This is a genomic window from Inquilinus limosus (assembly GCF_051487185.1).
In the GTDB taxonomy this organism is placed as follows: domain Bacteria; phylum Pseudomonadota; class Alphaproteobacteria; order DSM-16000; family Inquilinaceae; genus Inquilinus; species Inquilinus limosus_F.
The window spans coordinates 94,651-114,181 of sequence record NZ_JAHVDK010000010.1 but is presented as its reverse complement, the minus strand read 5'-3'; the positions used below and the strand labels follow the sequence as shown (position 1 = coordinate 114,181).

At 68.5% G+C, this 19,531-nt stretch carries 22 protein-coding genes; 16 read left to right on the top strand and 6 right to left on the bottom strand.

Going from position 1 to position 19,531, the window contains the following annotated elements; all coding sequences use genetic code 11:
• Positions 1-31: 31 nt before the first annotated feature.
• The 7 genes from KXR53_RS13580 (at position 32) to KXR53_RS13550 (ending at position 6,500) form a co-directional block, all read left to right on the top strand.
• Entirely contained in the window at positions 32-820 is a 789-nt protein-coding gene (locus KXR53_RS13580) for a YdcF family protein (RefSeq protein WP_437375709.1), read from the top strand.
• A gap of 42 nt (positions 821-862) precedes the next feature.
• Positions 863-1,501 carry a 5,6-dimethylbenzimidazole synthase gene (gene bluB, locus KXR53_RS13575; protein ID WP_437375708.1) on the top strand — a complete coding sequence of 213 codons (639 nt, stop codon included), beginning with the start codon at positions 863-865 and terminating at the stop codon, positions 1,499-1,501.
• Between the two features lie 88 nt (positions 1,502-1,589).
• Positions 1,590-2,642 (top strand): zinc-dependent alcohol dehydrogenase, encoded by a 1,053-nt coding sequence (locus tag KXR53_RS13570; RefSeq protein ID WP_437375707.1) that lies wholly within the window; start codon positions 1,590-1,592, stop codon positions 2,640-2,642.
• A gap of 25 nt (positions 2,643-2,667) precedes the next feature.
• Positions 2,668-3,996 (top strand): ABC transporter substrate-binding protein, encoded by a 1,329-nt coding sequence (locus KXR53_RS13565; RefSeq protein WP_437375706.1) that lies wholly within the window; start codon positions 2,668-2,670, stop codon positions 3,994-3,996.
• Positions 3,997-4,176: 180 nt separating this feature from the next.
• Positions 4,177-4,743 carry an SIS domain-containing protein gene (locus KXR53_RS13560; RefSeq protein ID WP_437375705.1) on the top strand — a complete coding sequence of 189 codons (567 nt, stop codon included), beginning with the start codon at positions 4,177-4,179 and terminating at the stop codon, positions 4,741-4,743.
• Positions 4,744-4,749: 6 nt separating this feature from the next.
• Positions 4,750-5,637 (top strand): carbohydrate ABC transporter permease, encoded by an 888-nt coding sequence (locus KXR53_RS13555; RefSeq protein ID WP_437375704.1) that lies wholly within the window; start codon positions 4,750-4,752, stop codon positions 5,635-5,637.
• Entirely contained in the window at positions 5,637-6,500 is an 864-nt protein-coding gene (locus tag KXR53_RS13550) for a carbohydrate ABC transporter permease (protein ID WP_437375703.1), read from the top strand. The genes KXR53_RS13555 and KXR53_RS13550 overlap by 1 nt, the downstream gene beginning before the upstream one ends.
• A 64-nt stretch (positions 6,501-6,564) precedes the next feature.
• On the opposite strand, the gene KXR53_RS13545 is transcribed toward KXR53_RS13550, so the two are convergent.
• From KXR53_RS13545 to KXR53_RS13535, 3 genes are all read right to left on the bottom strand, one after another.
• Complete coding sequence (locus KXR53_RS13545; RefSeq protein WP_437375702.1) at positions 6,565-6,795, bottom strand: CopG family ribbon-helix-helix protein; 231 nt, start codon at positions 6,793-6,795, stop codon at positions 6,565-6,567.
• Positions 6,796-6,936: 141 nt separating this feature from the next.
• On the bottom strand, positions 6,937-7,995 hold the full coding sequence (pyrB, locus tag KXR53_RS13540; RefSeq protein WP_437375701.1) for an aspartate carbamoyltransferase: 1,059 nt from the start codon (positions 7,993-7,995) through the stop codon (positions 6,937-6,939).
• A gap of 62 nt (positions 7,996-8,057) precedes the next feature.
• Positions 8,058-9,077, bottom strand: coding sequence for a sugar-binding transcriptional regulator (locus KXR53_RS13535; RefSeq protein WP_437375700.1), 1,020 nt, complete (start codon positions 9,075-9,077; stop codon positions 8,058-8,060).
• Between the two features lie 260 nt (positions 9,078-9,337).
• Between KXR53_RS13535 and KXR53_RS13530 the strand changes: the two genes are divergently transcribed.
• The 3 genes from KXR53_RS13530 to KXR53_RS13520 all read left to right on the top strand — a co-directional run bounded on the left by KXR53_RS13530 (position 9,338) and on the right by KXR53_RS13520 (position 11,609).
• Positions 9,338-9,706: a hypothetical protein gene (locus KXR53_RS13530; RefSeq protein WP_437375699.1), complete on the top strand. Its 369-nt coding sequence runs from the start codon at positions 9,338-9,340 to the stop codon at positions 9,704-9,706.
• Between the two features lie 223 nt (positions 9,707-9,929).
• Positions 9,930-11,105 (top strand): class I SAM-dependent methyltransferase, encoded by a 1,176-nt coding sequence (locus tag KXR53_RS13525; RefSeq protein WP_437375698.1) that lies wholly within the window; start codon positions 9,930-9,932, stop codon positions 11,103-11,105.
• 201 nt (positions 11,106-11,306) lie between these two features.
• Positions 11,307-11,609 (top strand): hypothetical protein, encoded by a 303-nt coding sequence (locus KXR53_RS13520; protein ID WP_437375697.1) that lies wholly within the window; start codon positions 11,307-11,309, stop codon positions 11,607-11,609.
• A gap of 15 nt (positions 11,610-11,624) precedes the next feature.
• Here the strand turns inward: KXR53_RS13520 and KXR53_RS13515 are convergent, their stop codons facing one another.
• Positions 11,625-12,635 (bottom strand): zinc-binding alcohol dehydrogenase family protein, encoded by a 1,011-nt coding sequence (locus KXR53_RS13515; RefSeq protein ID WP_437375696.1) that lies wholly within the window; start codon positions 12,633-12,635, stop codon positions 11,625-11,627.
• A 157-nt stretch (positions 12,636-12,792) separates the two neighbouring features.
• Between KXR53_RS13515 and KXR53_RS13510 the strand changes: the two genes are divergently transcribed.
• The 6 genes from KXR53_RS13510 (at position 12,793) to KXR53_RS13485 (ending at position 17,077) form a co-directional block, all read left to right on the top strand.
• On the top strand, positions 12,793-13,623 hold the full coding sequence (locus KXR53_RS13510) for an ABC transporter ATP-binding protein (RefSeq protein WP_437375695.1): 831 nt from the start codon (positions 12,793-12,795) through the stop codon (positions 13,621-13,623).
• Entirely contained in the window at positions 13,613-14,422 is an 810-nt protein-coding gene (locus KXR53_RS13505) for an ABC transporter permease (RefSeq protein WP_437375694.1), read from the top strand. Before KXR53_RS13510 ends, KXR53_RS13505 begins: the two co-directional genes overlap by 11 nt.
• A gap of 165 nt (positions 14,423-14,587) precedes the next feature.
• Complete coding sequence (locus KXR53_RS13500; RefSeq protein WP_437375693.1) at positions 14,588-15,601, top strand: ABC transporter substrate-binding protein; 1,014 nt, start codon at positions 14,588-14,590, stop codon at positions 15,599-15,601.
• 212 nt (positions 15,602-15,813) lie between these two features.
• Positions 15,814-16,275 (top strand): VOC family protein, encoded by a 462-nt coding sequence (locus KXR53_RS13495; RefSeq protein ID WP_437375692.1) that lies wholly within the window; start codon positions 15,814-15,816, stop codon positions 16,273-16,275.
• Entirely contained in the window at positions 16,272-16,604 is a 333-nt protein-coding gene (locus KXR53_RS13490) for an ArsR/SmtB family transcription factor (protein WP_437375691.1), read from the top strand. Before KXR53_RS13495 ends, KXR53_RS13490 begins: the two co-directional genes overlap by 4 nt.
• The gene (locus tag KXR53_RS13485) at positions 16,601-17,077 is read left to right on the top strand and encodes an SRPBCC family protein (protein WP_437375690.1); all 477 of its coding nucleotides are present in this window, start codon (positions 16,601-16,603) and stop codon (positions 17,075-17,077) included. The genes KXR53_RS13490 and KXR53_RS13485 overlap by 4 nt, the downstream gene beginning before the upstream one ends.
• Before the next feature lie 29 nt (positions 17,078-17,106).
• On the opposite strand, the gene KXR53_RS13480 is transcribed toward KXR53_RS13485, so the two are convergent.
• Together KXR53_RS13480 and KXR53_RS13475 are read right to left on the bottom strand one after the other, a co-directional pair.
• Entirely contained in the window at positions 17,107-17,586 is a 480-nt protein-coding gene (locus KXR53_RS13480) for a response regulator (RefSeq protein ID WP_437375689.1), read from the bottom strand.
• 151 nt (positions 17,587-17,737) lie between these two features.
• Positions 17,738-19,510: a putative bifunctional diguanylate cyclase/phosphodiesterase gene (locus KXR53_RS13475; RefSeq protein ID WP_437375688.1), complete on the bottom strand. Its 1,773-nt coding sequence runs from the start codon at positions 19,508-19,510 to the stop codon at positions 17,738-17,740.
• Positions 19,511-19,531 lie beyond the last annotated feature (21 nt).

The following is a 19,531-nucleotide window of genomic DNA, read 5'->3' as shown; positions in this document are numbered from 1 at the left end:
TTCCTCGGCCGTAGGGCCAGGTGGGGGACCAGTGTTCTTTTTCCTGTCGAAGCTGATCTGGTTCTTCATCCAGCCGCTGGGCCTCGTGCTGCTGGCGCTGCTGCTGGCCACGGCCGGTTTCATCTATCGTTCGCGGCGCCTGGCCCGGCGGCTGGTGATCGCGCTGACCCTGGCCTTCACCGTCATCTGCCTGCTGCCGGTCGGCGACCTGATGATCCTGCCGCTGGAGAATCGCTTCGCGAAGCCGCGCGAGCTTCCGGCCACGGTGGAAGGTATCATCGTCCTCGGCGGGGCCGAGCTGACCGTGCTGTCCGGCGCGCGGGGCGAGCCGATGCTGAACGGCAACGCCGAGCGGCTGTTTGCCGGGCTCGACCTCGCCCGACGCTTTCCAGAGGCGCAGGTGGTGTTCTCCGGCGGGCTGGGTGATTCGTGGAACGGCGTCCCGGCGCAATCGGACATCTTCCGCGACGTCATGCGGATGGCCGGGCTGCCGGAGGAGCGGCTGGTGCTCGAAGGCCAGGCCCGCAACACCGATGAGAACGTGCTGCTGCTGAAGCAGCTGGTGCAGCCCCAGGCCGGGCAGCATTGGGTACTGGTCACCAGCGCCTACCACATGCCGCGGGCGATGGGGCTGTTCGCCAAGGCAGGATGGGCCGTGGTGCCCTGGCCGGTCGATTATCGCGGTCTGCCGCCGGCTCTCTTGCCCCGGTCCGATCTGGGGGAGCAGATCGACGTGCTGAGTACCGCCCTGCACGAATGGATTGGACTTCTCGCCTATTGGGCGACAGGTCGCATCGACGCGCTGTTTCCCAGACCGTGACCGGGCGGCTATAGCTGGGCCGTCGCCGCCCGGAGGACCGCTGTGGCCGCCCCCGACTTCCCACCTGAGTTCCGCGACCGATTCACCGAGCTGCTGCGCTGGCGCCGCGATGTGCGCCGCTTCCGCCGCGACCCGCTGCCGCCCGGCCTGCTCGGTCGCCTGCTCGACCTGGCCTGCCTCGCGCCATCGGTCGGCAACAGCCAGCCCTGGCGCTTCGTCCTGGTCGAGGACGAGGCGCGGCGGGCCGCGGTGCGGGCGGTGTTCGCCCGCTGCAACGACGCCGCCGCGGCGGGGTATGGCGGCGAGCAGGCGGCCCATTACCGCCGCCTCAAGCTGGCTGGGCTGGAGGAGGCGCCGGTGCAGCTCGCGGTGTTCTGCGACCGCTCGACCGGGCAGGGGCACGGGCTTGGGCGGCAGACCATGCCGGAGGCGCTGGACCATTCCGCGGTCACTGCGATCCACACGCTGTGGCTGGCCGCCCGGATCGAGGGGGTCGGGCTCGGCTGGGTCTCGATTCTCGACCCGCAGGCGGTGGCGGCGCTGCTGGAGGTGCCGCCGGACTGGCGCCTGATCGGCTATCTCTGCCTCGGCTATCCGGAAACGGAGGAGACGGTGCCGGAGCTGGAGCGCGAAGGCTGGCAGTCGCGCCTCGGCGCCTGCCGCGCGGTGTTGCGGCGGTAGCGGCCCGGCTTGACTCTCGCACGATTGCTGGACGATTGTATCAGACGAGATACAAAAGTTCTTCGACGGCGCGGGAGGAGAGCGCAGCGTGCGAGCCGCCTTTCTGCATGGAATCCGGGATATCCGCCTGGGCGAGCTCGAATTGCCGGCGCGGGAGCCGGGCGACGTGCTGCTGACGGTCAGCGCCGTCGGCCTCTGCGGCAGCGACCTGCACTACTATCTGGAGGGCGGAATCGGGGCCGCGCAGGTGCGCCGGCCCTTCGTCCCCGGCCATGAATTCGCCGCCCGGCTGGCCGAGGATCGGCCGGATCTCGGCCTTGCCGCCGGCCAGCTCGTGGCGGTCGATCCGGCCCGGCCCTGCGGCCGTTGCGAATGGTGCCACCGCGGCCACCACAATCTCTGTCCCGACACCGTCTTCGCCGGCGCGCCGCCGCAGAACGGCGCCATGACCGAACGGATCACCGCCCGGCCCGACCAGATCCTCGCGGTGCCGGAGCGCTTCACCCCGACCCAGACGGTGATGCTGGAGCCGCTGGGCGTCTCTATCCATGCGATCGACCTGGCCAAGCCGCGCCTCCTGGAGACCGTGGCGGTGCTCGGCTGCGGCCCGATCGGCCTCGGCATCCTGCAGCTCCTCAAGCTGTCCGGCGTCGGCCGGATCTGGGCGATCGACCCGCTCGACTACCGCGCTGCCGCGGCCAGGCGCTTGGGCGCGGATGCGACGGCGCCGTCCTATCGGGCCGTGCTGGACGACACCGACGGCCGCGGTGCCGATCTGGTGATCGAGGCCACCAATGCGCCGGAAGGCTTCCAGCACGCGGCGGAGGCGGCGGCGATCGGCGGTCGGATCGTGCTGGTCGGCATCCCGGAGGGCGATCGCTACACGGTCGAGGCGTCGCTGATCCGCCGCAAAGGGCTGAAGATCAAGACCTCGCGCCGGATGGGCAACGTCTATCCGCGGGCGATCGCGCTGGTTGCCGCCGGCCGGGTCGATGTCGATGCGCTGGTCAGCCATCATTTCGACCTCGACCAGACGGCGGAGGCGTTTGCCATGCAGGCGGACTATCGCGACCACGCGATGAAGAGCATCGTCCATCCGAACGGGCGGGAGAACCGTCCGGCCGGCACCGGCCGGGCATGATGTGTCAGAAAGGGAGGCTAACCTCATGAAGAAACTTCTGTTTTCCGGTGCCGCGATCGCCGCGCTGCTGACCACCGGCCAAGCCATGGCCTGGAGCCTGAAGGAGGCGGCGGAGCCGTATAAGGGCACCACGATCAAGGCGATCTTCCTTGACCGGCCGGGCTATCGCGCCGCGATCCAGCTGCTGCCGCAATTCGAGCAGGAGACCGGGATCAAGGTCGAATACGAGATCCTGCCCTATGAGAACAGCCGCGAGCGCGAGGTGCTTGATTTCACGGCGGGCGGCGAGATCGATGTGGTGCTGACCGATGTCGTCTGGATCGGCGAATACGCCGACAGCGGCTGGCTGGTGCCGCTCAAGACCTTCACCGAGGATCCGGCACTGGCCGACCCGAACCTGAACCTGAAAGGCTTCTTCCCGATTCTGCTGGAAAGCTTCGGCACCTGGAACAAGGAGCTCTACGGCCTGCCCTTCGACAACTATTCAGGGCTGCTGTTCTACAACAAGTGCATGCTCAAGGACGCCGGCTTCGACAAGCCGCCGGCGACTTGGGACGAGCTGCTGACCACTTACGCGCCGAAGCTCACCCAGGGCGGCAAATATGCCTTCGCCCTGCAGTCCCGCCGCGGCGAGACCCAGTCGGCCGACAGCTTCATGCGCGTGCTGTGGCCTTTCGGCGGCTCGTTGCTGAACACTGACTTCAAGTCCAATCTCACCTCCGAAGCGTCGCAGAAGGGCCTGAAATTCCGGCAGGAATTGATGAAGGTCATGCCGCCGGGCATCGTCGACTACGACCATGCGGAGGCGGTGAACGCGCTGGCCCAGGGCCAGGTGGCGATGATCACGGAGTGGTCGTCCTTCTATTCCACCCTGGTCGACCCGGCGACCTCGAAGCTGGGCGACTGCCTCGGCGTGGCGACCGAGCCGAAGGGCGAGGCCGGGCTGAAGCCGGCGCTCGGCGGCTTCTCGCTCGGCGTCGCGTCGCAGTCCAGCGAGGCCGAGCAGAAGGCGTCCTGGCTGTTCATCCAGTGGGTGACCTCCGAGGCGATGGCCAAGCCCTATGTCGAGGCCGGCGGCGTTTCCGGCCGCACCGCGGTCTATGACGACCCGGCGGTCAAGGCGAAATACGCCTTCGTCGAGCCGACCGTGGCGTCCTGGCAGGGCGGCGTGCCGTCCTTCCGGCCGCGCTTCCCGGAATGGCCGGCGATCTCCGAGATCGTCGCCGAGTTCGGCACCAAGATGATGCTGGGCGAGGAGACCACCGAATCCGGCGCCCAGAAGATCGGCGAGCGCATGGAGGCGGTGCTGCAGAAGGCCGGCTACTATGACGGCAAGAAGGAGAAGCTGCAGTAAGCTCTCAGCCCGAAAGGCCGGAGCCACCCCCTCACCCGAAATCGCGTTGCGATTTCGACCTCTCCCCGAGGAGAGGTGACAAACCCTCTCCTCGGGGAGAGGGAGGGGCCCGCGGCGAAGCCGTGGGAGGGTGAGGGGGAGGCACCGGCCCATCCGTTTGTCGATTTCGGAGACCATCCTATGCCCGACAGCCTGGGCGCCCTGGCGGAAGGGGCGCTGGACGAGATCCGCGACGTGTTCCGCCGGCTCGCCCCCGGCGCCCTCGATCCGGTGCTCGATGCTCTGGCCGGCGCCCGCCGCATCGTCTGCACCGGCGTCGGGCGCGAGGGGCTGATGATGCGGGCGCTGGCGATGCGCCTCTATCACCTCGGCCTCGACGCCCATGTCGTCGGCGACATGTCGGCGCCGCCGGTCGGGCCGGGCGACCTGCTGGCCGTCAGTGCCGGTCCGGGCGGCTTCTCCACCGTCGACGGGCTCATGCGTGTCGCCCGCGACGCCGGGGCGCGGACGCTCCTGTTCACCGCCCAGCCGCAGGGCAGTGCCGCGGCGCTGGCCGACACCGTCTTCGTGCTGCCGGCCCAGACCATGGCGAACGACACCGGCCCCGCCGTCGCCTCGGTGCTGCCGATGGGCAGCCTGTACGAGGGCGCGCAGTTCCTGCTGTTCGAGCTGGTCGTGCTGGCGCTGCGCGACCTTCTCGGCGTCGCGCCCGAGGCGATGCGGGCGCGGCACACCAATCTCGAGTAGACCCGCATGGCGCATCGTCTCGAAAGCCGCTGGACCCCGGTCTGGTTCCTCGCCCCGGCCGTGATCGCGCTGTTCGCGATCGGCATCTTCCCGACGCTCTACGCGCTGTGGAATTCGCTGCACCAGGTGATCCTGCCGAAGATCCCGCGCGAGGGGACGCCCTTCGTCGGCCTCGGCAACTATCTCGCGGTGCTGGCCGACCCGACCTTCTGGGACGCGCTCGGCCGTACCCTGCTGTTCCTGGCCGTCGTGCTGCCGGCGGAGCTGCTGCTGGGCCTCGGCATCGCGCTGCTGCTGCACAAGCCCGGGCTGCCGCTGCTGAAGACTCTGGCGCGCCTCAGCCTCGTCATCCCGATGGCCACGACCTATGCCGTGGTCGGGCTGATCGGGCGGCTGATCTTCAACCGCGACTTCGGCGTGGTGAACTGGTTCCTCGGCCTCGTCGGGATCGGCCCGGTCGAATGGCTCGGCGACCCGAGCTTCGCCTTCGTCTCGATCGCGTTGATGGACATCTGGCAGTGGACGCCGTTCTGCGCCCTGGTGCTGCTGGCCGGGCTGACCATGGTGCCGCCGGAGATCGAGGAGGCGGCGCGGCTGGAGACGAAGCGCTTCCGCCACATCCTGCGCCATGTCCAGCTGCCGTTCCTGATGCCGGGCATCACCGCCATCCTGATCCTGCGCACGGCCGACACGCTGAAGCTGTTCGACATGATCTTCACCCTGACCCGCGGCGGACCGGGCGCGGCGACGGAGCTGATCTCGATCACCATCCAGCGTATCGGCTTCCGGGTCTTCGACCAGGGCGTCGCCTCGGCCCAGGCGATCCTGCTGCTGGTCCTCACCATCGTGCTGTCGCGGATGTATATCCGCCTGGTCTATCGGGAGGTCGAGTGATGGTCGCCTCGACGGCAGCGGCGCGGGCGGAGGTGCGGACGGCGAAGGCCCGCGTGCGGGTCTCGCCCTGGCACGCGATCGCGCTGATCGCGATCGCGCTGGCCTGCATCTTCCCGTTCTACTGGATGGTGACGACCAGCCTGAAGGACCAGGCGGTGGCGCTGGCCTCGCCGCCCGTCTGGCTGTTCGAGCCGACCCTCGACCATTACCGTACGGTGCTCGGGCCCAAGGATGTCGGCCCCAGCCTGCTCAACTCGATCATCGTCGCGGTCTCGACCACGGCGCTGGCGATCCTGCTCGGCACGCCCGCGGCTTACGCCCTGGCGCGGTTCGAGTTCCGCGGCAAGTCGGATCTGTGGTTCTGGTTCATCACCAACCGCATGGTCAGCCCGATCGTGCTGGCCCTGCCGATCTTCCTGCTCGCGCGCAGCCTGAACCTGATCGACACCCATCTGGTGCTGATCCTGCTGTATCTCACCTTCAACCTGCCGATCGTGGTCTGGATCTGCGCCGACCAGTTCCGCGGCATCCCGCGCGACCTGGACGACGCGGCGCGGATCGACGGCGCCTCACGCTTCGCCGTATTCTGGCGCATCGCCCTGCCTCTGGCCGCGCCGGGCGTCGCCGTCTCGGCGATCTTCTCCTTCATCTTCTCCTGGAACGAGCTGCTCTACGCCCTCGTCCTGACGCGCAGCGCCAGCCGCACCGCGCCGGTCGCCGCCACCAGCTTCATGAGCGGCTACGACCTGCCCTGGGGCGAGATCATGGCCACCGGCACGCTGATCGTGCTGCCGGTCATCGTCTTCGCCCTGATCGTGTCGCGCCAACTGGTGCGCGGCTTGACCATGGGCGCGGTGAAGTAGAGGCGGGGGGCGACGTCTCCGCGTTGGGTTCGCCGGGCGGCGAACCCAACGAGAAACTACTGCTTCAGGACTTCCGCCATTCGTTCCGAAGCCGCGTTTGATGCTCTGATCCGTCGAGGACAGGCCCATGCCGCTGCCATAGGCCGAAGGCCTCATCTGTAGCTTTTTGCCGTCGGTCGGCGAGATAGATCTCGATGGCATTGCGGATGATCGCTGCACGTGAGATACCTTCCCCGGCGCAGATCGTCGCCAGCTCTCGAAGCTGTTCGTCCGGGATATTAATCGTGACGCGCATGCGAGCTGCTGGATCAGAGTCTCCGACCCAGAAGTCTCTTCCAGTCGTTATTCCCGCGAAAGCGGGAATCTCTGTCTGGGAGATCTGCGAGAGATCCCCGCTTCCTCGGGGATGACGGTCGAATGGAGTGGAGATGGCCGTTTACGCCCCGACCTTCCCCGGCCGGTAGAACTCGGCATCGTCCGGGCCGATCCGTTCCGGGCGCCACCAGCGGGCCGGCTGCAGGGTCTTCTCGATGCCGTCGGCGACGCCGAGGGTCAGGGCGAACAGCGCCATGCGCACCGGCACGCCATTGTCGGTCTGGCGGAAGATCGCCAGGCGCGGATCGGTGTTCAGGTCCCGCGCCAGGTCGTTGGCGCCCGGCCGGCTGTCGCGCGGCAGCGGGTGCATCACCACCGTGTGCGGCAGGCCATGGGCGTTGAGGATGCCGAGGCTGATCTGGAAATCCGGCGTGTAGTCGGCCGACAGCTCACCCTCGGCGAAGCGCTCCTTCTGCACCCGCGTGGCATAGATCAGGTCGGCCTTGGCGACGCCGCGCGGCACCTCGTCATGCTCCTCGACCGTGTGGCCGCGGCTGCGGGCGTGTTCCACCAGCTCAGCCGGCATGCGCAGCGGCTCGGGCGAGACCAGACTGAGGGTCAGGCCCTTGTAGAGCGACAGGATGTGGATCAGCGAATGCACAGTGCGGCCGTATTTCAGGTCGCCAACCAGCGCGATGCGGGCACCATCGACCGGCCGGCCGATGCGCGCGAACTCCTTCTCGATGGTGTAAATGTCGAGCAGCGCCTGAGTCGGATGCTCGCCGGCGCCGTTGCCGCCGTTGATCACCGGGATGTGGGTGGCGGCGGCGAATTCATGGATCGCCCGCTCCTCGGGATGGCGCATCACCACCGTGTCGACGTAGCCCGAGACCACCCGGGCGGTGTCGTAGATCGACTCGCCCTTGGCGATCGAGGAGAAGGTGAAGCCGGTGGTGTTGACCACGGCGCCGCCCAGGCGCTGGAACGCCGCCTCGAAGCTGAGCCGGGTGCGGGTCGACGCCTCGAAGAACAGGCTGCCCAGCACCGCCCCCTCCAGCACCCGCGTGGTGGCGCGGCCCTGGGCGACCGGGGCCAGGAGGTCGGCGGCCTGAAACACCGTGGCGAGCGAGTCGAGGGTCAGCTCGCGCGTCGAGAGGAAGTGCCTGCCTTGGAAATCCATGGTGTCAGCCCGCCATCCGGAGAGGAGCGCCCGGGTCGGCGCCGATGCGGGGCCCAGTCATCTCAGGCTTCGCGATCTTCCGCAAGCCGTTCCGCCAGCTTCTCGTCAGTGATCAGGACGTTGACGCAGCGGCGGCGCAGCGCGGCGCGGATGATCTCGAATTTGTAGCTGCCGCCGGAGGCCAGGACCACGGTCGGGATCCGGGCCAGGTCATCCAGCGACAGCGCCACCATGCGCTGGTTCAGCGGATGGTCGACCGGCCGGCCCTCGACGTCCAACCAGTTGCCGAGGATGTCGCCGACGGCGCCGGCCGCGCGCAGCGCCGCGACCTCGCGGTCTACGACGCCGAGCGCCAGCATGAGGTTCTGATCGGAGACGTTGCCGACGCTGATCAGCGCCATATCGGCCGATTTCGCCTTGTCGTAGATCTCGCGCAGCACGCCGCGGGCCAAGAGGCCCTCGCGCTGGGCCTCGTCATCGGCGTAGACCGGGGCGGCGAGGTAGAAGCGCTCCGCGTCGTGCAGGTCGGCGAAGCGCGAGACGATCTCGAAGGTGTTCTCGCCCGAGCCACGCGTCATGCTGCCGATCAGCGAAACCACCGACAAGTCGGTCATCCGCCGCCGCCGTATCGACTGCAGGCCGAGGCGCAGGGTCAGGCCCCAGCCGATGCCGACAAGCATGCCGTCATGCACGGCGTTCTCGACATAGGCGCCGAGGGCCACGCCGATGGCGGCGCGGATCTTGTCCTCGTCGCGCGGCGTCGGCACCACCACGGCGTCGCGCAGCCCGTAACGGCGGATCAGCGCCCGCTCCAGCGCTACACAGGAGGCGAGGGGAGACTGGATGCGAATCTGGATCACACCGGTCTCGCGGCAAATCTGCAGGATCCGGTTCACCCTGAGGCGGGTCAGCCCCAGTCGCTCCGCGATTTCGGCCTGGGTCAGGCCCTCGACGAAATAGGCCCAGGCGATGCGGATCTGCTGCTGCTGCTCGGGATCGACCGGGATGTCGGCCGCGTCATCCGACGCACGCCGCGCCGGGCGGGTCTTCACGGTCTCCAGGCGGCGGCGTGTCTCGCTCATGCGGTGTCCGGTGGGGCGTTTCTCCACCGCCATGGTGCGGGCAGGGGCGTCTCGCTGCAAGCGGTCCCGCAGCCCGATAGCGGAACGGGCCGCATCGGCGTTTCCCGACGCGGCCCGCTGCCCTTCTGATGATGGGACAATAGCAAATCCCGGTGCGACCGACCAGCCGAGAAGCGGTAGGCCAGATCCGGCACCGCGCGGGCTTGCGGATGTCGCCGCCTCCGCCATGTCTGGGGCGTGAGGCGGAAGGGGAAGACGGCATGCGCAAGGGCGATCTCATGCGGCTGATCCGGATCCTGGGGATGCTCGGTTCCGACCATGCCGGGGAGCGTGCGGCTGCGGCCCTGGCGGCGGACAAGCTCGTACGCGCCGGCGGCTGGAGCTGGTCGGACCTGCTGGCCCCGGCCCGGACATCGCGGCCGGTCCGGGCGGAATGGGGCGACCCGCTCACCGACCGCCTCGCCGCCGCGGAGTCGCGGATGCGGCAGCTGCGCAGCGAGAACGCCCGGCTGCAGGAGGAGGTCAAGCGGCTGAAGCGACGGCTCGATCTGCGAACCCGGCCGTTCCGTCCCGCCGGCACAACGTCGCCAAGGTCCCGGATGTCGCACGAGTCAAGCGATCCGACATGAAATATAAAATTCGATAAATATTCAGATTCATAAATAAACCAGAATCATTTGGTCCAAACGGAACATAAGGCCCCCTCGATCGCTAAAATAGAGCTGTCATTCCAGAAGCGTGGGAGGGCGCGGGCAGATGGCTGCTAGCCATTGTATTCCCGATACTCGAATCGACAATCTGCAGAAGGTCAGCGATATCTATGATTGGTTCGATCCCGCGGTGGATCATATAGTGCGCCATCATCTGAAGGTGGTGCCAGGCCTGTCGCGCCGGACCTGGGAATTCGCGATGATCTTCCTGGCCCTGCATCGGGCCGGAAAGCTGCACGGCGCGGCGCGGGGGCTGGCGCTCGGCGCCGGCACCGAGCGTCTGATCTTCGGCATCGCGGACCAGGTCGAGCACGTCGTCGTCACCGATCTGTACCAGACCGACAGCCGCTGGGTCGGGGTCAGGACCGAGAACCCGCAGGATCTGGTGATGAGCCATGCCCCCTGGGCGGTCCCGGATGGGCGGATCCGGGCGATGCGCATGGACATGCGCCAGATCGAGTTCCCGGATGAAAGCTTCGACTTCGCCTGGTCGACCGGCTCGTTCGAGCATATCGGCGAGGATGAGGATTTCATCCGTCACCTGAACGAGGTGCATCGCGTGCTGAAGCCCGGGGGCGTCTACGCCTTCACGACGGTGGTGTCCTACGGCAGCGAAAGCCACCGCATTCCCAACAACTACTATTTCCACCCGGAGCATTTCGCCGATCTCCTGCACGCCTCCAATCTGCGGCCGGAGCCGGTGTTCGACTGCGCCATCCGCGAGCATCACTTCAACAAGCCGAGTCTGGAGACGCTCGAGGATTTCGGCTGCGCCGCCGTCGATGCGCAGCTCCACGCGGTGGTCGCCTGGCGGCGCGGCACGATCAACGTCGCCAACCTGGCGGTGCTGCGGAAGAACGACACTCTGCCCAAAGTCCGGCCGGAGGTGCGGGGTTTCGCCGAGACGAAGGCCCGCCTGTGGCGGGAGGCCGACATGCTGACCCGCCGCCTGTGGGCCGATTGGCAGGAGCTGAGGCTGCGTCGCAGCGGGGCCGACTACGTCACCAGCCCGCAGTATTTCGGCAGGGGGGCGGTGGAGGTCGAGGTCGAGGCGATCGACCGCAACGGCTCCGCGGTCGAGGTGGCGGTGCTGGTGCGCCGCCCGGCTCCGCCGCTCGGCCGGCGGGTCATGGCGACGCTGCAGCACAATCCCGGCGACGGGCCGCTGACCTTCCAGGTCCGGGCGGACCATCTTTACGCCCTGCGGGTGGCGCGGAAAGACGGTGGTGACGCCGGGACCGTCCGGCTGCGCCTGCGCCGCGCCAGAAAGAGCGGAGCGCAGCTCAGGGCGGTCGTGGCGACCGCCACGGCGGCCTGACGATCGCGCCTCGGCCTCCGGTGCGGGCGGATGACTCTCTTGACGCCATCCGCCCTGCATCAAAGGTTCACGAACAATTCACGGTCATTGCCAATGATGGTGTTTGCCGGGAGGTGAGCCGGATCAGCCGAGGGCCGTCGCATGTTCAGGGGAATATCCAGCTATTACGATCTCTTTTCAGCTTCGTTGGCAGGGCGGTATTTGCAGAAGCTCGATGGTGTCCTGGATCATTGGGAGGCGCATTTCCTGCGCCGTGGGTATGACTTCCTGCAGCGCGGCATTCCGGAAGGCGCGATTTCGGCGCTGAACTATCTCGAGCTGCCGCCCGAGCGCCGGGCGGCCGCCTTCGTCGGCCCCATGCCGGTCACGCCGATCACCGATCGCGAGGCGCAGGGGATGCGCTATGGCCTCGAGCGCCTTCTCGCCGCGGAGGAGGCGCGGGTGGCGTTTTCGGTACCGGCCGCGACGGCGACCCACGGCGAGAAGCTGGCGCGGTTCGGCTAGACGTCTCGGGCTGGATCAGACCTCGACCAGCGCCTTGATCACGCCGGCTTCGGGGCGGCTCCAGCCCGGCACCAGATCCGGCACCTCGGCCAGGAGGCCGCGATGGCTGGCCAGGGCCGCGGTCGGCACATGCCCGGCCCGCATCGCCGCCAGCACGGTCTCGAAATCCTCACGCGTCGCGTTGCGGCTGGCCAGCAGCGTGGTCTCGCGCTTGTGGAACTCGGGATCGGAGAAGCCGATCTCGCCCAGCACGATGCTCAGCAGCACATAGGCTCCGGCATGGGCGACATAGGAGAAGCCCTTGCGCATCGCCGCCGGGCTGCCGGTGGCGTCGACCACCAGATCGAAGAACTCGCCCTCCGTCGCCTGCTTCAGCCGGTCGTCGATATCGCCGCCGCCCTCGAACACGGCGTCGGCCTTCAGCACGTCGCGGCTGAACGCCAGGCGCCCCGGATTGAGGTCCAGCACGCTGACATGGGCCCCGCGCATCTTGGCGAAGATGGTCGCGGCGATGCCGATCGGCCCGGCGCCGACGACCAGCACCCGGTCGCCGGCGTCCGGCGCGCCACGGCGGATGCCGTGGGCGCCGATCGCCAGGAACTCGACCATCGCCGCCTGATCCAGGCTCAGCCCCTCGGCCGGCACGACGTTCTCCTCCGGCACCGACAGCCATTCGCACAGGCCGCCGTCGCGATGCACGCCCAGCACCGACAGGCTGCGGCAGCAATTGGTGCGGCCGCGGCGGCAGGCGCCGCAGCTGCCGCAATGCAGATAGGGCTGGATGGCGACAAACTGTCCGGGACGCAAGGCGCTGCCGGCATCGGCCTCGACCACCTCGGCGCCGAGCTCGTGCCCGATCACCCGTGGATACTCGAAGTAAGGCTGGTTGCCCTTGTAGATGTGGTAGTCGGTGCCGCAGATCCCGACCCGGCGGATCCGCACCAGCACCTCGCCCGGGCGCCGCTGCGGCTCCGGCCGGTCGATCAGGCGCAGGGTCTCGGGCTTCTCGCAGAGGATCGCTTTCATCGTCGGTCCGTGTCGGTCGCGGAGATCGCCCCAAATTGATCGGACAAATCGCGATTGTCGAGCGCGTTTGACTGGAAAGCCGGGCTGGATCTGGGACAGACTTGCCGCCGAGTCCAAAGCGGCCCGCCCAGGGCCAGCCATCCGGGGGAAGCCAGGAGTGCAGAGAGTCGCCGAGGCGGCGCAGAGCGGAGTTGCCCCGCCGGCCATCGCGTTTTCCGGAGTCTCCGTCGCCTATCCGCTGAAGGGCGGCGGGCGTTACGTCGCTTTGGCCGAGACCGACCTGGTCGTGGCTGATGGCGAGTTCACCGCCATCGTCGGTCCGACCGGCTGCGGCAAGTCGACCCTGCTGAACGTCGCCGCCGGGCTGGTGCCGGCGGCCTCCGGCGGCTGCGCCGTGTTCGGCCGGCCGCTGCAGGGGCTGAACCGCGATGCCGGCTACCTGTTCCAGGCCGACCCGCTGATGCCGTGGAAGACCGCGCGCGACAACGTCGCGGTCGGCCTCTTGGTGCGCGGCGTGTCGCCGGCCGCGGCGCGGGAGCGGGCGCAGGCCTGGCTGGCCCGGGTCGGGCTGGCGACGATGGGCGACCGCTATCCGCACCAGCTCTCCGGCGGCCAGAAGAAGCGCGTCGCCCTGGCCCAGGTGCTGATCCTGGAGCCGAAGCTGCTGCTGATGGACGAGCCCTTCGGCCCGCTCGACGCCCAGACCCGGATCGTGATGGGCGACCTGCTGCTGTCGCTGTGGTCGGCCGAACGCAAGGCGGTGCTGTTCGTCACCCACGACCTGGAGGAGGCGATCGCCCTGGCCGACCGGGTGGTGGTGCTGTCGGCCGGGCCGCAGGCGCGGATCATCGCCGACCACAAGGTCGGGCTGGCACGGCCGCGCGAGCTGGCCGAAGCCCGGCACGACCCCGAATTCGTGGCCCTGCACCGGGCGATCTGGGCGGCGCTCAAGGACGAGGTGATGAAGGCCTATGGCGATGTCGTCTGAGGGGAGCTTTGCGAAAGGGGGGCGGGGCCGCATCCTGTTCTGGCAATTCGCGGTCGCCGTGATCTGCCTCCTGCTCTGGCACGTGCTGACGGCGACGAAGATTCTCGACCCGTTCTTCTTCGCCACGCCGCTCGGCGTGATCGAGCGCACCTGGAAAGACTTCGCCTCGGGCGTGATCTGGCGCCATCTCGGCGTCACCCTGTTGGAGACGGTGCTGGCCTTCGCCATCGGCGCCCTCGGCGGCGTCGCGCTCGGCTTCTGGTTCGCTCGGCGGGCCATGGCCGCGGCCGTGTTCGACCCCTACATCAAGGCCGCCAACGCGCTGCCCCGGGTGGTGCTGGCGCCGATCTTCGCCCTGTGGTTCGGCCTCGGCATCTGGTCGAAGGTGGCGCTCGGCGTCACGCTGGTGTTCTTCATCGTCTTCTTCAACGTCTACCAGGGCGTGCGCGAGGTCAGCCCGACCGTGCTGGCCAATGCCCGCATGCTGGGGATGAACGACCGGCAGCTGCTGCGCCACGTCTACCTGCCCTCGGCGCTGTCCTGGGTGTTCTCCAGCCTGCACACCTCGGTCGGCTTCGCCCTAGTCGGCGCGGTGGTCGGCGAGTATCTCGGCGCCACCGCCGGGCTCGGCTACCGCATCGCCCAAGCCGAGGGCGTGTTCGACGTGGTCGGCGTGTTCTCCGGCATGCTGGTGCTGGCGGCCTTCGTGGTGGCGATCGACGCCGCCGTCTCGGTGATCGAGCGGCGGCTTCTGGTGTGGCGGCCGGAGAGTACGGCCAGCGCCTCGGCCCAAGGATGAGAGCCCGCCCGATAATGCTACTGGCGTGGCCGCCTGATGGCGGTTTCTGCGCTTCCGGTGCCCACGGACCTTCATGTCCGCTGCGCTCCGGTTCTCGAAACCGCCACCAGTCGACTCACGCCAGCGCATTCTCGGACGGGCTCTGAGCGAATGAGGAGGAAACGGATGAAGACCCTGCTGCGCGGAATGGCGCTGGCTCTCGGCCTGGTGCTGGCGGTGCCGGCCCTAGCGGCGCCGGAGAAGACGCATGTCACCATCGGCGTCGGCGGCAAGCCGCTGCTGTACTACCTGCCGCTGACCGTCGCCGAGAAGAAGGGCTTCTTCAAGGAGGAGGGGCTGGAGGTCGAGATCAGCGACTTCGCCGGCGGCGCCAAGAGCCTGCAGGCGATGATGGGCGGGTCGACCGACGTCACCACCGGCGCCTATGAGCACACCATCCTGATGCAGGCCAGGGGCCAGGACATCCGGGCGCTGATCGAGCTCGGCCGCTTCCCCGGCATTGTGCTGGTGGTGCGCCAGTCACTCGCCGGCGAGATCAAGTCGGTGGCCGACCTCAAGGGCCGCAAGGTCGGCGTCACCGCCCCCGGCTCCTCGACCAACTTCTTCGTCAACGCCCTGCTGGCCAAGGAGGGGCTGACGCCGGAGGACGTGTCCTTCGTCTCGGTCGGCGGCGGGCCGAGCGCGGTCGCGGCGATGCAGCATGGCGAGATCGACGCGATGGCCAATCTCGACCCGGTGATCTCGAAGCTGCAGTCCACCGGTGCCGCCACCGTCCTGGTCGACACGCGGACGGAGGAGGGGGTGAAGGCCGTGTTCGGCGGCCCGGTCCCGGCCGCGGTGCTCTACGCCAAGGAGGACTTCATCGAGGAGAATCCGGAAACGGCGCAGGCTCTGGTCAACGCCTTCATGAAGGCGCTGCGCTGGCTGTCCACCGCGAAGCCGGAGGATGTGGCGGCGGTGGTGCCGGAGGAATTTCTGCTCGGCGACCGCGATCTCTATGTCCAGTCGGTGAAGAATTCCCTGCCGATGTACTCCCGCGATGGGCTGATCAAGGCAGAGGGGATGCAGACGTCGCTCGACATCCTGCACCGCTTCAGCCCTGAGCTGAAGGATGCCGAGATCGACCTGTCGAAGACCTGGGATCCACGCTTCGCCGAGAAGGCGCAGGCGATCAAGTAGCGGACGGGCTCGCCGTAGAGCCGTCATGGCGAGCCCCGCCCTTACGTCCAATTGGAGGGAGCGTGGCCATCCAGGCGGCGCCGACCTGGATCGCCACGCCGGCTTCGCCGGCCCGCGATGACGATCGGGTGGTGATGGTATGAGCGAGAGGGGGCTTGACTAAATATTTCTCTGTATCGTTAAATATTTCGATGACAGTGAAGGAGCTGAGCATGTCTGATCCTGCTTCACGCCCGGCGCTGACGGCGGGCGTGTTCTACAAGGACCCCTGGGCGGCGCTCGACTGGCTGGAGAAGGCGTTCGGCTTCGAGCGCAGCATGGTCATCACCGACCAGGACGGGAACCTCGCACATTCGGAGATGCGGTTCGGCGACGGCCTGATCTATGTCGGGTCCGAATGGGCGGACTTCACCGCCAGCCCGGCCTCGATCGGCGGCAAGAACACCCAGTCGATCCATGTCCATCTCGATCGCGGCATCGACGAGCACTGCGCCCAGGCGAGGGCGGCCGGGGCGGTGATCCTGCAGGACCCGACCGACCAGTTCTATGGCGACCGCACCTATCGCGCGCGCGATCCGGAGGGTCATGTTTGGACCTTCGGCCAGACCGTCCGCCTAGTCTCGCGCGAGGAGGCGGAGCAGGCGTCGGGGCTGAAGATCGAAGGCTGGGTGTGAGGGCTGCCGCCCGCCTCGACCAGACCCTGGCGGCACTTGCCGACCCGCATCGGCGGCGGCTGATCGAGCTGCTGCGCGAGCGGCCGCGGCGGGCGGGAGAGCTGGCGGAGGCGCTGGGCCTCAATCCGCCGGCGCTCAGCCGGCATCTGCGCACGCTGAAGGCGGGAGGGCTGGTCGAGGAGGCCCATCCGGAGTTCGATGCGCGGGTGCGCATCTACAGCCTGAGGCCGGAGCCGATGGCGGATCTGAAGGCATGGCTGGCCGAGACCGAGCGGCTGTGGGTCGAGCAGCTCGCCGCCTTCAAGGCGCATCTGGAGCGGACGACATGACGTCGAGCATCCTCGTTTCGCTGCGCGTCGCGACGACGCCGGAGCGGGCCTTCACCGCCTTCGTCCAGGACATCGGCCTGTGGTGGCGGCCGAACCCGCTGTTTCAGTTCACGCCGGGGGAGCCCGGGGGGCTGCACTTCGAGCCCGGGCTCGGCGGCCGCTTCGTCGAGACGCATCCGGACGGACACGTCTTCGAGATCGGCCGCATCTCGGTGTGGGAGCCGGGCAGCCGCCTGGTCTTCTCCTGGCGGCAGGCGAGCTTTTCGCCCGGGCAGTCGACCGAGGTCGACGTCCGGTTCGAGCCCGTCGGCGACCAGACGCGCGTGACCGTCGAGCATCGCGGCTGGGACAGCGTGCCGCAAGACCATGTCGCCCGGCACCATTTCCCGGACGCGGTCTTCCTGCAGCGGCACGGCGAATGGTGGCAGGCCCTCCTGGGGGCGTATCGGGCGTCGGCCCGGTTCGAGGCTTAGGGACGACGTCCCCGGCCTCCGTCCGCCGGTCAGCCCCGAGCCTCCGCGATCTTCTGCCGGATCTCCTCGGCGAAGGTCGCGGCCTGGATCGGCTTCTGGATATAGGAGGAGCCGCCGGCGGTCAGCGCCTGGCCGATCAGACTCATGTCGCGGGTGGCGCTGATCATGATCACCGGCAGGTCGCCATAGCCGGCATGGCCCCGGATCAGCGAGCACAGCTCGGTGCCCGATACCTCCGGCATGACGATGTCGATCAGCACGGCGTCGAAGTCCCGCGCCGGCTTGCTCTCGTCATCGAGGTTGAGCGCGGCGATGGCCTCGGCCGCGCTGGCGCAGGTGTCGACGGTGGCGCCGTCGGCGCGCAGCATGGTCGCCGCGAAGTCCAGGAACAACTCGTCGTCGTCGACGAGGAGGATCTTCATCGCGCTCGTGTGCTTCCTCAAAGCCATGATGCCCGCCGGATCATGATGGGCGCCTTCCCCGAGGGTGAGGCCGGCGGTTTCCGACATGACTCACGTCCCGTTGTTGCTCCGCAGTCCGAGCCGCATATCCCCCGCCCAGGCCGGCCGGTCCCGGCCGGCGACGAATTGCAGATCATCGATGCGATGGCAAATGGCCCCGGTCAACGATGTGAACGTTACCATCGATCCGATCCGGACGCTACGCGCCGCGGTGGACCGCGCGCACCGCGGCGGCGAGATCGCCCGTGGGCACGGGCTGACCGAAAAAGTAGCCCTGGCCCTGCTCGACTCCCAGCCGTCGCAGGATGTCGCATTGCGCCTGGCTTTCGACATACTCGGCACAGAGCGAAACGCCGAAGGTCTCGGCGAAGCGGGCGACGCCGTCGATCAGCCTCTCGCAGCGGGGTTCGGTGGCCACGGTCTGCACGATCTCGCCGGCGATCTTGATGGCGGAGAAGGGCAGCCGCGACAGCGCTGCCAGATTGGCCTCGCCGCTGCCGAAATCGTCGAGCTCGAAGGTGACGCCGAGCCCGACCATGCGCGCCACCACCGCCTCGACCTCGGCGGGCATCCGGGTCACGGCGCGCTCGACGATCTCGATCTGCAGCAGGCTCAGCGGTAGCCCGGCCTCCGTCATGCGTCCGAGCATGGCGGCGAACACGGCGTCCGACTGCATCACCGCGACCGGGATGTTGATCGAGATCGGCACCAGGGCGTCCCGCGGCAGCTGGATCAGCGTGTCGGCCAGCGACCGCAGCAGCCATTCGGTATACCTCACCGCCAGGTCGGGCCGGCGCTCGACCCAGGGGATGAAATGGCTCGGCGCCAGCAGACCGAGGGTCGGGTGGCTCCAGCGGGCCAGCGCCTCGAACCCTGCCACCTGACCGCTGACCAGATTGACCCGCGGCTGGAACACCAAGCCGATCTGGTTGGACTGCAGCGCCGCCGGAATGTCGAATTCCACCACGGAGATCGACATCGCGCGGCGCACCTCCTGCGTGGCGGCGGAGGCGACGCCGGTGGCGGACTGCTTGGCGTAGTCCATCGCCACGTCGGCCAGGCGCTTCAGCAGGGCCGGGTCGGATTCATGGTCCGGGCAGGTGGCGATGCCGATGCTGCAGTAGATCGGCAGCCGGTAGCCGCGCAGCATCGCCGGTTCCTTCAGCGCCTTGGTGATCCGGCCGGCGGCGGTCAACGCGGCGCCGGCATCGGCGGCGATTATGGCGGCGAATTCGTCGCCGCCCAGCCGGGCGACGAAGGCCTCGCTCGAGAGCGCCCGGCGCAGCCGGCTGCCGACGATGGCCAGCAGCAGATCGCCCACATCGTGGCCCAGGGTGTCGTTGACCTTCTTGAACTCGTCCAGATCGATGAACAGGACCGAGACCGGGCAGGCGGCGTCGACCCCGCGGGCGAAGATCTGGGCCAGCCGCTCCTCGAAGCACCGTCGGTTCGGTAGGCCGGTCAGCGGGTCGCGATAGATCAGATCCTGCACCTCGCGATCGCGCCGGTCGCGCCGCAGGGCCATGGCGAACAGCCGGCCGATGGTCTGCCGCAGCGCCTCCGGCATCACCAGCGGATCGGTCGCGCCGGTGAGCACCAGGGCGCCGGCGATCCGCCCATCGTCGTCGGTCAGCGGCTCGGCGACGACCGCCAGCGGCTCCTCGGCCGGGCCGAGGGGGCCGGCGACCGGCGCGTTGGTGAACACGGCCACACCTGGCGGCGGGCCGGACGGGCCGACGCGGATGGTCGCCAGCGCATCCAGAACGGCCCCCTGCAGCCCGCTTTGCGCCAGGAGGGAGAGGCTGGCACCGCTTTCGTCGAGTCGCAGGAAGACGATGCTCACCGGTGCGAGCAGACGGCCTGCCGTCTCGGCCACATTCCGCAGGATGGCCTCGAGCGGATCGCCGTCGACCAGGGCCTGAAGAGCGTCGCGTTCCAGCGCGATCAGGGACGGAGAGGAGGGGTCGGTCATCGGGCCGGGGTGACTGCCTCC

Bases quoted from the DNA above. Each gene is read 5' to 3' on its own strand.
- KXR53_RS13565 (WP_437375706.1), top strand. From the start codon at position 2,668: ATGAAGAAACTTCTGTTTTCCGGTGCCGCGATCGCCGCGCTGCTGACC.
- KXR53_RS13560 (WP_437375705.1), top strand. From the start codon at position 4,177: ATGCCCGACAGCCTGGGCGCCCTGGCGGAAGGGGCGCTGGACGAGATC.
- KXR53_RS13555 (WP_437375704.1), top strand. From the start codon at position 4,750: ATGGCGCATCGTCTCGAAAGCCGCTGGACCCCGGTCTGGTTCCTCGCC.
- KXR53_RS13550 (WP_437375703.1), top strand. From the start codon at position 5,637: ATGGTCGCCTCGACGGCAGCGGCGCGGGCGGAGGTGCGGACGGCGAAG.
- KXR53_RS13545 (WP_437375702.1), bottom strand. From the start codon at position 6,795: ATGCGCGTCACGATTAATATCCCGGACGAACAGCTTCGAGAGCTGGCG.
- pyrB (WP_437375701.1), bottom strand. From the start codon at position 7,995: ATGGATTTCCAAGGCAGGCACTTCCTCTCGACGCGCGAGCTGACCCTC.
- KXR53_RS13535 (WP_437375700.1), bottom strand. From the start codon at position 9,077: ATGAGCGAGACACGCCGCCGCCTGGAGACCGTGAAGACCCGCCCGGCG.
- KXR53_RS13530 (WP_437375699.1), top strand. From the start codon at position 9,338: ATGCGCAAGGGCGATCTCATGCGGCTGATCCGGATCCTGGGGATGCTC.
- KXR53_RS13515 (WP_437375696.1), bottom strand. From the start codon at position 12,635: ATGAAAGCGATCCTCTGCGAGAAGCCCGAGACCCTGCGCCTGATCGAC.
- KXR53_RS13505 (WP_437375694.1), top strand. From the start codon at position 13,613: ATGTCGTCTGAGGGGAGCTTTGCGAAAGGGGGGCGGGGCCGCATCCTG.
- KXR53_RS13500 (WP_437375693.1), top strand. From the start codon at position 14,588: ATGAAGACCCTGCTGCGCGGAATGGCGCTGGCTCTCGGCCTGGTGCTG.
- KXR53_RS13495 (WP_437375692.1), top strand. From the start codon at position 15,814: ATGTCTGATCCTGCTTCACGCCCGGCGCTGACGGCGGGCGTGTTCTAC.
- KXR53_RS13485 (WP_437375690.1), top strand. From the start codon at position 16,601: ATGACGTCGAGCATCCTCGTTTCGCTGCGCGTCGCGACGACGCCGGAG.
- KXR53_RS13480 (WP_437375689.1), bottom strand. From the start codon at position 17,586: ATGTCGGAAACCGCCGGCCTCACCCTCGGGGAAGGCGCCCATCATGAT.
- KXR53_RS13475 (WP_437375688.1), bottom strand. From the start codon at position 19,510: ATGACCGACCCCTCCTCTCCGTCCCTGATCGCGCTGGAACGCGACGCT.